Origin of the sequence: Halovalidus salilacus (assembly GCF_031852275.1) — an archaeon.
Lineage (GTDB): Archaea > Halobacteriota > Halobacteria > Halobacteriales > Natrialbaceae > Halovalidus > Halovalidus salilacus.
Window position 1 is genome coordinate 417847 of record NZ_CP134700.1, and the last position, 15227, is coordinate 433073.

The following is a 15227-nucleotide window of genomic DNA, read 5'->3' on the forward strand; positions in this document are numbered from 1 at the left end:
TGTCGGACTCCACGAACGGCCCCATTGCTCGTCCACGACTATCGAACGGTGATCGGCTGCTGATTCGGCATCGAACCGGGTAACGGCGGGCGGTCACCCGCCAGCAACCGGATACGGGGTCGCGATCACCCCACCGTCACGTCCCTCACCCCCGACAGCCACCCGCCGCCCTCGTCGCTCGTCGCCGCCACCCGCCGCCTCGAGGCGAGCAGGTGGCGAACCGCGCCGACGGTGAACGCGAGCGCGCCGAGGATCATCGGCGTGTCGCCGAGCGTCCGCGCCCAGAGCATGGTCTGGACGTCGTCGCGCTCGTAGAACTCGAGGCTCCGCGCGGCGGCGTAGCCGTCCTGGTAAGCGGTCTGCAGTTGCGCGAAGCCGATCGGGAGCAGCGAGGCGACGGTCATCACCACGAGACCGACGTTCGTCAGCCAGAAGGCCGCCTCGAACCACCGCGGCTCCCAGTCTTCCTCGGGCGTGACGACGCGCATGACGTACGTCCCGAGGCCGAGCGCGAGCAGGCCGAAGGCCCCGAACGTCGCCGTGTGGGCGTGGGCGACGGTGAGGTAGGTGCCGTGCTCGTAGTAGTTGATCACCGGCAGGTTCACGAAGAAGCCCAGTACGCCGCCGCCGACGAAGTTCCAGAGGCTCGAGCCGACGATGAACAGCAGCGGCAGCGCGTAGGGGAACGCTTCCTCCTGGGCCGACAGCGAGCGGTACTCGCCCAGGCCGCGGTAGAGGAGGAAGACGAGCGGGACGAACTCGAGCGTCGAGAACGTCGTCCCGATCGGCACCCAGAAGTCGGGGAGGCCGACCCACCAGTAGTGGTGGGAGACGCCGACGATGCCGGCGGCCATGATCGTGAACACCTCGAAGAGGATGGCCGTCTCCGCATCGGATTGCTCGACCAGTTCCATCGAGACCAGCGCGACGGAGATGACGGCGGTCACGAAGAACTCGAAGACGCCCTCGACCCACATGTGGACGACCCACCAGCGCCAGAACTCCGTCACGGCGATGTTGGTCTCGGGCGTGTAGAGCATGCTCGCGCCGAACATGAGCGCGATCGAGCCGCCCGCGTAGGTCATGAAGTGGCCCAGCCCCGTGGGGGGTTCGTCCAGCCCGCGGACGCTGCGGAGGACGAGGCCGGTCCAGCCGGCCAGCGCGCCGAGGAGCGACAGCTTCCAGACGCGGCCCGTCTCGAGGTACTCGAGGCCCTCGGAGCCGAGCCACCACCACAATTCGCCCTCCTCGGGGGTGCCGAGTTTCCCCTGTACGCCGAGCCAGATGCCGGCGAAGGCGCCGACCGTGGCGACCACGAGCGCGCCCAGGAGGACGGACGCGCCCTGGGCCTGCCACGGCGGGTCGCGGTCGGCGAACAGCCCTGGCAGGAACAGCCCGCCCGCGAGCCAGAGCGTCGTGATCCAGAGGACGCCGAGGTTCACGTGCCAGGTCCGGCCGATCGAGAAGGGGAGTAGCTCGACGACGTCGATGCCGAGCGCCTCGCCGATGCCGTAGAAGCCGGTGCGCTCGACGTAGTAGTGAGCCAGCAGCGCGCCGACGAGCGCCTGGGCGACGAACAGCGCGCCCGCGACGGGAACGTACCACGCCGCGACGTACTGGCTGGGCGTGATCGAGACCTCGTCGGGCGCGGGCACGTCGACCACCTCGGTCGTCGGTTCGGCGAACTCGAACGCGTTGTAGGCCCAGACGCCCGCGCCGCCGCCGGCGACCAGCAGCACGAGGCTGATCGTGCTCCAGACGACCACCTGGCCCGTCGGGCGGTTCCCCGTTCCCGGTACGTACGGCCAGTCGTTCGTGTAGGAGTGATCCGATCCCGGCCGCCTCGTGTGGGCCATCCACGCCGTCCAGCACGCGAAGTCGGCGACCCGCTCGGCCTGTTCCGGCGACTCGATGTACCCCTGCGGGATCCCCCGCTCGGGCGACCCGCCGTAGTACCGGTCCACGTACTGGTCGCGGATCCGCCGGTGAGCGTAGACCTCCGCCGCCGAGTACGCGGCGATCGACCCCTCGGCGCCCGATTCGTCGAGTTCGGCCTCGCTGTCGAGTTCCCGCTCCACCCGCTCGGCGACGACGGCCCGGTCGCCCACCTCGAGCGCATCGAACGACTCGCCGCCGCGCTCCCGGGCGTAGTAGTCGCGCATGAACTCGGCTTTCAGCTCGAGGGCGTCCGCGGTGAGGTCGACGCCGAAGTACGAGCCGTTGCCGAGCACCGAGCCGTGGTTCATCAGGCCGTTGGCCTGGAAGGCCTTCTTGCCCATCCGCACCTGCTCGGCCGTGACGACGGTCTCGCCGTTCGGCCCCCGCATCTCGTCGGGGATCGGCGGCGCCCGCTCGCGGGAGAGCCAGGCCCCGACCGTCATCGCGACGAGGTTCGCCACGAACAGCCCCACGAGCGCCTTCGCGCCGGTCGACCGCGCCCGGAGCGCCGAGAGGTCGGGGGCGCCACCGCCGACGTCCGTCTCGAAGAGCAGCACGTCGGCCACCTCGAGGAGCGCGCCCTGGAGGAACCTGGGGCCGTCGCTTCCGCCGGCCCCGCCAATTCCGTCTCCAGTGCCGACACCGGTGCCGGTACCGCCGATCGCGCCGCCGTCGCCCAACAGCGCCGACGCCAGTAGCGGAAGCGCGTCCGCGAGGGGACGGCCGGCCGTCGCGTCGTCCGAGAGCAGCGTCGTCGCCGCGACCGCCGACGCGGCGACCCCCCGGACGGAGCCGTCGAGGGGTCCGGAGATGGCCCCGGACGGATCGACGTCGTCTGTCTCGCGGTCGATCGCTCCAGTTGCACCCTCGTCCGCCGTGCCTCGCTTGGCATCGTCGGTGGCGCCCTCGAGACGTGTCTCGACGGTTTCGAGCGCTTCGGGGCTCTCGAGCGCCGCCTCGCGCGCCGACGCGCGGATGAGGTCCGGCAGTTCATCGGTCAGGACCCGTTCGACCGCGTGCCCGACGACCACGGCGTCGCGCTCGAGGACGTCCTCGACGGCGCCGCGGAGGGATCGATCCGGGTCGATCTCGAGGTCCGAACGCAACTGCGAGCAGACCTCGGCGAGCGCGTCGTCGGCCGTGCGTCCCGGATCGGCGTCGGCGGTCGACGCCTTCGAACGTCCCGACTCACCGCTCGACTCCGACGAGTCGTCGTCCCCGAGGCGCTCGAGGACGTCCGCGAGTTCCACCTCGACCTCGAGATCGGCCGCCACTCGGTCCCGTATCGCGGCCAGCGTGGCCTCGTCCAGGCGCGTCTCGTCGAGGTCGTAGCGACGCAGGAAGGCCTCGAGGGCCCGGTCGATCGGATCGCTCGGGGGTGGATCGCGCTCGAGATCGCCGTCGGATTCGGCCGAATCCGACGGGCCGGCGCCGGTTCCGTCCGACGGTGCGACGTGGGACCGGGGCCGTGGGTCGGCCCCGAATTGAGCGCGGCGGCCGCGATGGCCCTCGAGTGATCGTTCGCGCACTTCGTCGACCGATCGACCGGCGAGCCGCTCGCACAGGGCGTCGGCGGCCCGCTCGACGGCGTCGTCCGCCCTGGTGCGGGCCCCGTCGGCGCCGTCCCGGGCGGCGCGTCGAACGCGATCCGGGAGGTCGCCCTCTCGAGCGAGGCGGCGGACCCGACTCGAGAGGTCGGACGCGGCGTCGGCGCCCGCCTCGAGGCGGTTCGTCGCGGATGCGGTCGATCGTCGACGATCGGTTCCTCCGAACGTCGTCTCCGGCAAGAGGTTCGATATACCCATCTTCGGTTACACGTTCACCCGACACCGCTAGTGGCCAGCACGCGACGGATAACGGTGCACGTGTCGAGTGCAAGGACGGTAAAAGAATTCCACCGATCGGCGCCGGCAGAACCGGCGCTCGAGAACACCGAAACGAACGAAAAACCGAAACGGGGTGAACGGCGATTCGAACGGTCGTGGTCGCCGCTCCCGCTCCTCCTACTCCCAGGGGACCGACCGCTCCTGGATCTCGCCCGCCAGCGACGTGCGGACGGCTTCCTCGACGTTCTCGGCGTTCGCGAGCGCCCACATCAGCTTCACCTTCGCCGTCCCGGGAAGCACGTCCTCGCCCTCGATGACGCCCGCCTCGAGGAGGTCCCGACCCGTATCGTAGACGCGGTCGCAGACCCGGCCCTCCAAACACTGGCTGGTCATCACGACCGTCGTGCCGCCCTCGATCAGCTCCTCGATCCGGGGGATCAGATCGGTGTGGACGTGCCCGAGGCCGGTCCCCTCGATCACGAGGCCCGCCGAGCCCTCGACGACGTCGAGGAACGCGGGGTCCATCCCCGGGGTGAACTTGAGCAACTCGACGTCGTCCTCGAGGTCCGATTCGATGGCGAGGTCGACCGCGCCGCGCTCGCGGTAGTCGCGGCGGAACGTGACGTCCTCGGTCTCGTAGTCGACTTCGCCCAGGGGCTCCGCGCCGACGGTCTCGAAGGCGTTCCGGCGGGAAGTGTGGTTCTTCCGGACCCTGGTGCCGCGGTGGAGGGCGCAGACGTCGTCCGATTCGGAGGCGTGCATGCAGACGAGCACCTCCGCGCAGTCGCTTTTCACGGCTTCGACGGCCGCAACGGCGTTCATCACGTTGTCGGAGGAGGGCCGGTCCGCCGAGCGCTGGGAGCCCGTGAAGACGATCGGAACGGGCGTCTCGAGCATGAACGCGAGCGCCGAGGCGGAGTACTGCATCGTGTCGGTGCCGTGCATGACGACGACGCCGTCGGCGCCGGCCTCGATCTCCTCGTACACAGCCTCGGCCAGATCCTGCCAGAGCGGCGGCTCCATGTTCTCCGAAAGGATGTTCGCGACGACCCGACCGCGGTAGTTCGCCCGACCCGCCAGGTCCGGGACGGCCCGGAGGACGTCCTCGGCGTCGAACTGAGCCGTCACCGCGCCCGTCCGGTAGTCGACCGTCGAGGCGATCGTCCCGCCGGTCGAGATGAGCGAGATCGTCGGCAGGTCCTCGTCGAACTCGATCGCCGACCCCGCCTCGTCGGACTCGTCGTCCGCCTCGGTCTGGGCGTCTTCCACGGCGTAGGCGTCCGCCTCGAGCACCTCGACGTCGGCCTCGGCGCGGTCGATCCCGACGTTGTAGCCGCCCTCGAGTTTCACCACGAGATGTTCGTCGGTCGTGGAGGGGAGCAACACCCCCTCGAACGTGCGATCCGCGCGCTCGACGCGCACCCGGTCGCCTGCGTCTGCGTTCATCGTTGCTCCCCGATTGCGCGGCGTCGGACTTGAAAGCACGCTTTCGCCGCGTCGGCCGACTCGACACGCTCGAATTCAGAGGCGCATAATTGGGGGCTACCCACCTAACCGATGGACACTGTGAAAGCCCCCAACCGGCTCGAGTCAACGGAAGAGCGAAGCTCTTCCGAGCATCGCGAACCCTTCGGGTTCGCTCAACGCCTGGCGGCGTGCGCTCCTCGGTTCGCTGCGCTCACCTGCGGTGCTACCAGCCCCCACGCTCCTCGACCCGGCCGGCCCCTTTCAGTCCCACCCTCGGCCTCACCCTCCCCAGCCGACTCGTCCGATCGTTACACTCGCTCACTCGTCCACCGGAAGACACAAAGCGTCTTCCGGCGGATTGAAAGGACGGTGAGGGCTTTCGTCGTGGTCGTTCGAATCGATCACGTGGAGGAAGTGAAACTAGCGGTCTCTCGGTAGTCGTGTTCGAAGAGCTACCGTTCAGATAATCGTCGCAACGCTTCGGGTCGGCCGAGCACGTACGCGACGTCGCCTTCCTCGAGTCGCACGCCTTCGTCCGGAAATGCGACGATCTCCCGGCCGTCGTCGCCGCCCGCGCTCGCTCGGGCGGTGCGTTCGATCGCGAGGACGTGGACGGGGAGCGAGCCGACGGTCTCGCCCTCGAGCGCGGCGTACTCGCTCGAACCGATCGAGAGCGCGGTGACCGCCTCGTCGGCCGCCCGGAGGATCGAGACGAACTCGCGGCTCGCGTCCGGGCTGCCGGGCAGGGTGACCAGGCGGTAGGGTCGATCCGGCTCGAGCGCGCGGACTTCGTCCGCGTCGACGGCGACCGTCGCGACGTCCTCGGCGGTCCCGCGGAGTTCGCCGGACGCGACGCGACGACTCGAGCCGTCCTCGTCGACCGCCCAGATCCGGACCGCGTCGCCCGGCGTGGCGTCCGGGGCGGGATCGGCGGGAATCGCCACCGCGACGCTCCCCGGCGAGAGCGTGGGCCCGATTCCGGCCGGGCGGCTGCCCACCGCCAGGTACTCGACCGTCCCCTTCTCGGAGAGGTCGACGTCCACGTGTCCGATTCCGTAGTCCCGCTCGAGGCGCTCGACCAGGCGTTCGCGCAGGTCCGCCTGGGAGAGGCGGCGGGAGAAGAGCAGCGTCTCGCCCGCGAGCGCGGCCTTCGTCGCCTCGTCCACCGGATCGTACTCGTCGATGTCCTCGATCGTCTCGGGCAGCTCGAGGGCGTGGACGCGCCCCGCCGAGCGGACCAGCTGGGTGACGTCGCGTATCGTCTGCGGCGCGGCGGCGCCGAAGACGTTCGCCGCGAGGTGGTCGCCCAGGCGCCGCCCCCCGTCGGCGGCGATGGCGCTGACGGCGAACGCCGAGACGGTGTAGATCGCCGCCCCGAGGCTCAGCAGCTCCGTCTCGCCGATGATCGCGTCCTGCAGGGCCGTCTTGGTGTTGAGCCAGACCGCGACGATCGTGACGCCGGCCAGGATCGCCACCCCGTCGGCGATTCCCTCGTCGCTGTACCAGCGGTAGACGCTCGCCGTGATGGCCGCCGTGCCCCCCCGAGAGGATGGCGAAGCCGACGATCCGAACGACGGCGTCGACTAAGCCGGTCCGTCTCGGGGAGGTCAACCGTCGTCTGGAGGGCGACCTCCGCGATCATCGAACCACCGCCTCCACGAACGCCTCGAGTCGCGTCTCGGGTCCGGCGACGAACACCTCGTCGCCCGGCGAGAGCCCGCGTTCGATGCCGGGCGGGAACACCCAGCCGTGGCGTCGGCCGCGCGTCTCGCTTCCCTGCCTGCGGATGGCGAGGACGGTCACCTCGACGGCGAGGTCGGCCTCGTCCGGCGCCGAATCGGTCGCGACGTCGTCCGCCTGGAGCGCGGCGGCGTCGCCCGACCCGCCCCCGCCTGGTGCGGGTTCGTCGGCGGACGCGCGCTCGTCGCCGTCGGCGGTGGACGCACCTTCGGGCTCGAGGTCGTCGTCCGGTGACGCCGTCACCCGCTCGAGCACCTCGCTCGGCGCGTTCGGGCCGACGGCGAGCTGTCGAACGTCGTACCCCTCCCGCCTCACGAGCGAGAGCGCCTCGAACTCGCGACTCGTGCCGCGCGAGCGGACCGCGAGCCGGACGTGATCGGCCTCGAGCAGCGCCTTCGTCTCCCACCGCGAGACGGCGACGGTCACCCGTCCGGCGCCGCCGGCGGAGGTCGTCTTCGGCCGCGCCGGAGCCGCGGGCTGGGTCGCCTCGGCCTCCTCCGGACCGCCGTCCGTGACGGCGTCCGCCTCGGGGTCGTCGATCGGCTCGCCGGCGGCTTCCGGTTCGGCCTCGTCGGCCGCCCCGGAGGCGCTGAGCACGCGCCCGCGCACCTCCCGCGCCCCCGTCCGGATCGAGACCTCGTCGCCGCGGGCGAGTCCCGTCGGGACGAGCGTGGCGACCGAGACCGCCCGCTTGCCCTCCGGGACCCGCTTCGAGAGCCCGCCGGAAGGCGGCGCGGCGGCGATGGTCGCCCGGGCGCGCTCGTCGACCGTCACGTTCACGTCCGCGAGGTCGTGCTCGGTCCGGAGCCGTTCCTCGAGTCGGACCTCGAGTTCCGAGAGGGGGAGGTCGGCGGGGAGCTGCCACGACTCGGTTCTGAGCGCTCGCCGCAGGTCGCTCGGGAGCGGCGGGTAGCCCTCCACGTCGCGGATCTCGCCGGTCGGCCGGATCGTCACCCGCCCCATCGAGCCGACGAGTTCGACGACGTCGGCCGAGAGGGTTCGCTGGCGGAGGCTGGTCAGGGAGAGCCGCCGGGGGAGTTCTGCGCCCAGCTTGTCGCCCTGGTTGTGGGCGTACAGCGCGAGCATGAGGACGACCATGACGGCCACGAGGAGGCGGGGGGACTGGGTGATGGTGGGCTCGACGAGGCCGAGCAGGCCGCCCTGGACGCTGGCGATCGACAGCGCGAGGACGACCACACCGAAGCCGGGCAGCGTGACGCCCGTGAAGTAGCGGACCACGAAGCCGAGCGAGCCGGAGACGAAAGCCGGGACGATGCCGGTGAGCAGGCCGAGGTAGAGCCCGAGGAGGATCTCGACCGGTAGCGTCTCGACCGGGATCGACGTCATTGTGGGGCGGTCGTATGCGAGCGTTAAACCTGTACCGACCGCGGCCGGCGAGGAAGCGTCCGGCGGCGGGATTCGCTCGAGGGGGGCCGCCTCGAGTGGAGACGTTTAACTGACCCCGACGTAGAGTCGGTGGTATGGTCGACGGGCGGGTAATCGAGCGGGTCCCGGACAACTGGCGGTGGATCGTGACGACGCGGGCAGCGGTCGTGCTGGCGCTCCTCGTGGCGCTCCTCTCGGTGGTCACCGGGATCCTCAACATCGGCCAGGTTACCGTCGGCGGGCCGCTCGCGGGGGAGGTTCCGGAGGTCGTCCAGCGGATCGTCGGATTCACCGGCGCGCTGACCGGGTTCCTGATGGTGGCCAGCGCGCTCGCGCTGCGCCGCGGATTGCGCGCCGGCTGGTACGCGACGGTGGTCCTTCTGCCAGTCACGGCGATCCAGGGCCTGTTGCAGGCGAGCCGGTACTCGGTGCCGCTGGTGGTCCTCTCGCTGGTCTCCATCCCGACCCTCCTGCTCACCCGAAAGCGGTTCGACAAGCGCCTCTCGCTCACGACGACGCAACTGGCCGCCGGCGGCGCGCTGGTCGGCGTGCAGGCGTACGGCACGATCGGCGCGTACGCCCTCCGCGAGGAGTTCGACGGCATCTCGGACGTCCTCGACGCGTTCTACTTCACCCTGATCACCTCGAGCACCGTCGGCTACGGCGACATCGGACCGGAGAGCCCGCAGGCGGTCCTCTTCACGATGTCCGTCGTCGTCCTCGGCGTCGCCAGCTTCGGTATCGCCATCGGGGCGCTCGTCGGTCCGGCTATTCAGGCGCGAATCACCAAGACACTCGGAAAGATGACCGAATCAGAACTCGAACTCCTCGAGGGGCACGTCCTCGTGCTCGGCTACGGGGAGCTGACCGAACCGATCGTCGACGAACTCGCGAGCATCGACGAACCGTTCGTCGTCGTCACGAACGACCGCGACGTGATCGACACCCTCACCGAATACGACGTCCCGACCGTCGTCGGTAACCCGAGCGACGAGGACCCCCTCAAGCGGGCGAAGGTCGACCGAGCGGCGGCCATCGTCGTCGCCACCAACCACGACGCCGAGGACGCGCTCGCGATCCTCACCGCCCGTCAACTCGCTCCCGACACCCGCATCGTCGCCGCCGCGACCGACAAAGAGAACGTCCAGAAACTCGAGCGGGCGGGCGCAAACTCGGTGATCAGCCCCGCGATGCTCGGCGGCCACCTGCTCGTCCGCTCGGCCCTCGGCGGCGACGATTCGGCGCTGATCGATCGCATCCTCGAGGGCGACTGATCGTCCGCCAATCCCAACCGAGTTACCGATGGGGCGCGACGCGGTGCGGGGCCACAACTATGCTATTGCCACGCATACGAAGCGTATGTTATCGAGTGACAATCATTCGCCGCTCGACGACATCGCGTTCCTCGCGCGGTCCGAACGGCGCGTCGTCGCCCTCGACGCGCTCGCGGAGGGACCTCGCAGCGGGGCCGATCTCCGCGCGATTACGGACGCGTCGTCGTCCACGGTGCGGCGCCTGCTCCGCGAGTTCGAGGATCGGTACTGGATCAGACGGGACGGGAATCGGTACGAGGCGACGCCCCTCGGCGCGTACGTCGCGGCCGGAATGCGGGACCTGCTCGAGCGGTTCGACACCGAGCGAACCCTTCGGGGCGTCTGGCGGTGGCTTCCGACCGACGCCTGCGGGTTCCTCGTGGAGGTGGATCCCGAGTCGGACCTCGTCGTGACGGTCGCCGAGGCGGCCGATCCGTACCGGCCGGTGAACCGGTTCGTCTCGCTCCTCCGGGAATCGAGTCGCTTCCGGTTCGTCGGCTTCGATCTGGCCCTGCTCGAGCCCTGCAAGGACGAACTCGCGCGGCGGATCGTCGACGGCATGCGGACGGAGATCGTCGATCCGCCGTCGGTCGCGCGGTACGTTCTCGCGACCTACCCGGACCACTGCACCGGACCCCTCGAGAGCGGGAACCTCGCCGTCTGGGTGCACGACGACCTGCCGCCGTACGGGGTCTGCGTCTTCGACGAGCGGATCGCCATCTCCGGCTACCACCGCGACAGCGGGACGGTGCGCGTGCTGATCGACACCGACGACCCGAGGGCACGCGAGTGGGCGGAGTCGACGTTCGAAACGTATCGGCGGGAGGCGCGGTCGTTCCCCCTCGGGCCGCTCGCCGAGTAACCTGTCGACTCACCGTCGCCGTTCGTTCTCCCGTTCCGGCGCTGGTTTCATGACGTGACCGCCGGTCGCATCCTGCGCACGGGTCACGCGGTGGGTGCGCGTCAGCGGATGCCTCCTTCACCCTCGTCCTCGTACCTTCCTTCGCCGAGGGGTGAACAAAAATCATGGCAGACGACGCGCAAACGGCGAAACCGACGACAGCGCTGCAAGTAGCGTGCGACACGGAGGTCTCGGGCTGCGTCTTCCTCATGCGGACGGAGGCGGACGACAGGGACCGACTCGTTGAGATCACGCGCCAGCACGTCGCGGACCAGCACGGCAAGGAGTACAGCGCGGCCGAGATCGAGGAACGACACGTCCGGGAAGTGGAACTATGACCCGGCTCGAGGGGTGACGCGGATGGCCACCGAGCGGTCGACCGCGGAATCACACGAGGCGCTGATCGAATCCGACGCCCGCTTGCGGAACGGAGCGCTCCTGATGGCGCTCGCCGGGCTGGGGTTCGTCGGCTACGGCGCCGTCTTCCTGCTCAGGGCGCTCACCGGGAGCGGTTTCGAAATCGGCGTCCACGCGCTCGACGGGGTCACTCGAGGCGAACTGGCCGGCACGCACCCGGAGGTGGTCTACTACATCACTCACCTCCACGTCGCCCTCGCCGGGTTCATCGTCGCGACCGGCATCGCCGTCGCGGCGCTGGCCTGGTACGGCGTCCGAACCGGACAGGTCTGGGCGTGGGCGACCGCCATCGCGGCGTCGGTCGTCGCGCTCGCGATCGCCCTCCCGATGCACTACACCGGCGGCTTCGCCCACGACTGGGTGACCCACCTCGCACCGATCTACGTCGCGACGATCGCGTTCGTGATCGGCGCCGTGATGGCCCTCGTGAGTATGCGCGCCCCGACTCCCGCGGCGGAGTGACCCCTCTTCTCGCGTTCGCGGTCCCCGGTCCCGGTCGTGGATCGAACCGGGACGGCCGCTACCGACCGAGATCGCAGTGGACGATTGCCGCGCCCGCGTATCGAAACGCGGACTCGGGGAACGGTACGCGGATCCGGAGCACGCGGATTCGGAGCACGCGGACTCGATGCAACGTTACGCCGACTCCGGCGCTCCCTCGAGGATCTCGACCCCGCTCGAGGCGCCGATTCGCTCCGCGCCGGCGTCGACCATCGCCATCGCCTCCTCGTAGCTCCCCACGCCGCCGCTGGCCTTGACGGGGAGGTACTCGCTCATCAGTTCGACGTCCCCGACGGTCGCACCCCCGTCCGAAAAGCCGGTCGCGGTCTTCACCATCGCGGCGTCGGCGGCGACGGCCGCCTCGCAGGCTCGGCGCTTCTCCTCGTCGGTCAGCAGCGCCGTCTCGAGGATCACCTTCACCGGAATCGGGACGGCCGCGACGAGTTCCTCGAGTTCGGCGGCGACGGCGTCGTCCGCGCCCGCTTTCAGCCGGCCGACGTTGATCACGACGTCGAGTTCGTCGGCGCCGGCCTTCCACGCGAGGACGCCCTCGCGGCGCTTGACGTCGGACGCGTTCTGCCCGTGGGGGAAACCGACCACCGTGGCGAGCGTGACGTCCCCGTTAGCGTCGCGTTCCTCGAGGAACTCGGTCGCCTCCTCGACGTAACACGGCGGAATGCAGGCGTTCATCCCGTGCTCGGCCGCCTCCTCGAGCGCGGTTCGGGCGTCCGCCCACGTCGTCTCGGGGCCGAGGACGGTGTGATCGATCAGCGGGGCGAGTTCGCTGCGGTCCATGGCGGGCCCACGCGCCCGTCGGGCAAAATTCGTACGGATTGCGCGACGAGCGGTGTCCGGAGTACGGCGAGAACCATCTAGCGACGAGACGGGTGAGAACACCACGAAAGCCCCTGGAGGCGTCCGGTCGAAGGGCTTGCTGCGCGCGCTCCCTTCGGTCGCGTGCTAGCTGCGCCCGTCTTCCCGGACGCCACCAGCCCCTTTCATTCCCACCCGCAGTGGCAGTCCGGGCAGCCGACACGGGTGGGAATGAAAGGGGCTGGTGCGCTCGCCCGTTCTGACGACGCAAGCACCGCAGCGACGGGAGGAGCGAGGAGCACAGCGAGATCAGAACGGGCGAGCGCGCCAGGGGCTTTCGTAGTGTTTGGCGGTTCAGTAGAGATCCACGCTACTGGCAGCGTGGTACCCACGAAGGTCTCCGCAGGGCCGATTACGTTCACTCGAGGAACCGACATCAACCGGAACTTGTTAGTCGTTGGTCTGTACCTATCTCTGCATATGGTATTACCCGAGACGTTCTCGCTCCCGCCGTACTACGTGCTGGTTCCGCTGCTCGTGGCGCTGGCGGGCGTCTCCGTGATGCTGGTCGTCCTCGAACCGCCGGTGACCGACCGGACGGTGCTCGCGTTCGTCCCCTGGATGGTGCTCGGGTCGACGTTTTACGTGCTCTACCAGGTGGAGGCGGTTCCGTCGACGATCGCCGTGTTGTTCACCTCGCCGACGGTCTACGTGACCACGGCGATCGTCGCGGGGGGCGTCTGGCTGCTCGGGATCTTCCTCTACGCCGCGGGCCTCCAGCCGTCGATCTCCCGGTTCGTCGGGATCGTCGGCACCGTGTTCGCCGTCTGCTTCGTCGTCTTCACCCTCTACGCGAGCTGGCAGCGCGGCACCTTCCAGCCGTTCTGGCCCGTCATCGCCGTCGTCATCTCCGGCGTCGTCGCCGCCCTCGCCTGGCTCGCGCTCAGCCTCTGGTTCACCGAGGTCGCGGCCGTCACGGGCGCGACCGGCGCGCTCGTCGTCTTCGGCCACACCCTCGACGGCGTCTCGACCGCCATCGGCTACGACGTCATCGGCGCCGGCGAGGACGTCCCGGTCTCGCTCGCGATCCTCGAGTTCGGCGAGTCCCTTCCAACTGCGGACCTCATCGGCGCCGGCTGGCTGTTCGTCCTCGTGAAGGTCGCGCTCGCGCTCGTCATCGTCGGCCTCTTCGAGGAGTACGTCCGCGAAGAGCCCCGTCGCGGGCGCACCGTCCTCGCCCTGCTCGCGGCCGTCGGCCTCGGTCCCGGCGTCCACAACGTGCTCCTCTTTACGGCCGCGCCGTTCTGAGGGGGCCCGACGGTTCCCACCCGTTCGGTTCGCCCGTTCTCATCGTCGACCCCCGCTGTCCGCGAGGATCGACTCTCCCGACCCTCGCGGTCGGCGCCGGTGCGACGGCCTCACTCGCTATCGTTTTGGCCCCGCCCGTCGTTGTGCCGGTATCCGAATGCTCACGGTGTGTACTGCGGGCCACGTCAACTGGGACGTCACCCTCCGCGTCGACGCCCTCCCGGAACCGGACGGCGAATCGACGATCCGCTCCCGGACCGAGGGCGGCGGCGGCAGCGCGGCCAACGTCGCGGCGGCGCTCGCCTCCCTCGACATCGACGCCGTCCTGATCGGTAGCGTCGGCGACGACGAACGCGGCCGCCGCGCCCGGGCCGAACTCGAGGCCGCGGGGGTCTCCCTCGAGGGCCTCCGGGTGGTCGAGGGGGCGACGACGGCGACGAAGTACCTGCTCGTCGACGACGGGGGCGAGGTCGCCGTTCTCGGCGACGACGGTGTCAACGAGGCCGTCGGTCCGGGCGACGTCGATCCGTCGCTCGTCCGCCGCGCCGACCACCTCCACCTGACGAGCCAGCACCCCGACGCCGCCGCCGAACTCGCGGCGATCGCCGTCGACGCCGGCGCGACCGTCAGCTTCGATCCGGGCCGTCGCTTCGACGAGCGCGATTACGGCGAGACGATCGCGCTCGCCGACGTCGTCTTCGCGACCGACCGGGAGATCGAAACGGTGCTGGCGGACGGGGGCGAGTACGCCGGCACCGACCTCCGCGATCGGACCGTCGTCGTCAAGCGCGGCGGGGAGGGTGCGGTCGTCCACACGCCGACGGGGTCGTACGGGCACCCCGGCTTCGAGGTCGATGCGGTCGATACGACCGGCGCCGGGGACGCGTTCGCCGCCGGCTTCGTCGCCACCGTCCTCCGCGCCGACGACGTCGAGCGCGCGCTCGAGTACGCGAACGCCTGCGGCGCGCTCGCGGCCCGTCGGGCGGGGGCGCGGAGCGGGCCGACCGCCGAAGACGTCACCGACTTCCTCGACGCCGCGTTCGACGCGGCCGGCCGGTGAGTCCGCGTACGCGTACGACACGCGACGGGTGCTCGTTCTCGTCAAAGTACGACACGGGACGGTGTTCGTTCTCATCAAATGTCGTCTGACGGTAGCTATATACTCGGCCCCGTTGGCTACTCGCATAACGTCACGGAACGTGACGGAGAGACATGAAGGAAGGAAGGACCAGCGAGTTCGCTTCTCGGGCGCGAGAAACACGCGTGCGATACGAACGAAACGACGACGAACCACCGAGCGTCGCGGTCGCCGCTGCGCTCGCAGAGTATCACAACGAGGACGTCCTGGGGGGATCGTTCGTGCTGTACGAGCACGTCGACCCCGAGGCGCTCGACGCGCTGTTCGCCGACACGTACGACGGTCGGTCGCGGGCGAGCGGCGAGGTGCGATTCGACGTTCAGGGGGCGACGGTGTCTGTCGACGACGATCGCGTTACGGTGGAATCCACCGGGTACGCGACTCGCTGAGTTCGATTCGACGGACGCCCGTCTCCGTTATCCGTTCCTCGAGGCGCCGGCTTCGACCGGTCGGCGGTCGGCGCGGCCGCGACGGAACGT

General features: G+C 70.0%; 11 protein-coding genes and 1 pseudogene. 7 read left to right on the plus strand and 5 right to left on the minus strand.

Features of this window, described 5'->3' with window-relative positions; genetic code table 11:
• Positions 1-125: 125 nt before the first annotated feature.
• The 4 genes and pseudogenes from RJT68_RS02120 to RJT68_RS02135 form a co-directional block, all read right to left on the minus strand.
• On the minus strand, positions 126-3743 hold the full coding sequence (locus RJT68_RS02120; RefSeq protein ID WP_407038734.1) for a cbb3-type cytochrome c oxidase subunit I: 3618 nt from the start codon (positions 3741-3743) through the stop codon (positions 126-128).
• 198 nt (positions 3744-3941) lie between these two features.
• Positions 3942-5210 (minus strand): Glu-tRNA(Gln) amidotransferase subunit GatD, encoded by a 1269-nt coding sequence (gene gatD / locus RJT68_RS02125; protein WP_407038735.1) that lies wholly within the window; start codon positions 5208-5210, stop codon positions 3942-3944.
• Positions 5211-5683: 473 nt separating this feature from the next.
• Positions 5684-6842: pseudogene (locus RJT68_RS02130) on the minus strand (potassium transporter TrkA).
• 27 nt (positions 6843-6869) lie between these two features.
• Positions 6870-8318 (minus strand): potassium transporter TrkA, encoded by a 1449-nt coding sequence (locus tag RJT68_RS02135; protein ID WP_407038736.1) that lies wholly within the window; start codon positions 8316-8318, stop codon positions 6870-6872.
• Positions 8319-8452: 134 nt separating this feature from the next.
• Between RJT68_RS02135 and RJT68_RS02140 the strand changes: the two genes are divergently transcribed.
• From RJT68_RS02140 to RJT68_RS02155, 4 genes are all read left to right on the plus strand, one after another.
• The gene (locus RJT68_RS02140; RefSeq protein WP_407038737.1) at positions 8453-9631 is read left to right on the plus strand and encodes an NAD-binding protein; all 1179 of its coding nucleotides are present in this window, start codon (positions 8453-8455) and stop codon (positions 9629-9631) included.
• An 85-nt stretch (positions 9632-9716) separates the two neighbouring features.
• Positions 9717-10532, plus strand: coding sequence for a helix-turn-helix transcriptional regulator (locus RJT68_RS02145; protein WP_407038738.1), 816 nt, complete (start codon positions 9717-9719; stop codon positions 10530-10532).
• Positions 10533-10696: 164 nt separating this feature from the next.
• Complete coding sequence (locus RJT68_RS02150) at positions 10697-10909, plus strand: hypothetical protein (RefSeq protein ID WP_407038739.1); 213 nt, start codon at positions 10697-10699, stop codon at positions 10907-10909.
• Between the two features lie 22 nt (positions 10910-10931).
• Entirely contained in the window at positions 10932-11450 is a 519-nt protein-coding gene (locus tag RJT68_RS02155) for a hypothetical protein (RefSeq protein WP_407038740.1), read from the plus strand.
• A gap of 174 nt (positions 11451-11624) precedes the next feature.
• Here RJT68_RS02155 and deoC read toward each other — a convergent pair whose 3' ends face one another.
• On the minus strand, positions 11625-12284 hold the full coding sequence (gene deoC / locus RJT68_RS02160; protein WP_407038741.1) for a deoxyribose-phosphate aldolase: 660 nt from the start codon (positions 12282-12284) through the stop codon (positions 11625-11627).
• Positions 12285-12782: 498 nt separating this feature from the next.
• Here deoC and RJT68_RS02165 point away from each other — a divergent pair, with 498 nt between their 5' ends.
• From RJT68_RS02165 to RJT68_RS02175, 3 genes are all read left to right on the plus strand, one after another.
• Positions 12783-13610, plus strand: a complete 828-nt coding sequence (locus tag RJT68_RS02165; RefSeq protein WP_407038742.1) for a DUF63 family protein — start codon at positions 12783-12785, stop codon at positions 13608-13610.
• A gap of 157 nt (positions 13611-13767) precedes the next feature.
• Positions 13768-14670, plus strand: a complete 903-nt coding sequence (locus RJT68_RS02170) for a carbohydrate kinase family protein (protein ID WP_407038743.1) — start codon at positions 13768-13770, stop codon at positions 14668-14670.
• Between the two features lie 203 nt (positions 14671-14873).
• Positions 14874-15137 (plus strand): HalOD1 output domain-containing protein, encoded by a 264-nt coding sequence (locus RJT68_RS02175; protein ID WP_407038744.1) that lies wholly within the window; start codon positions 14874-14876, stop codon positions 15135-15137.
• Positions 15138-15227 lie beyond the last annotated feature (90 nt).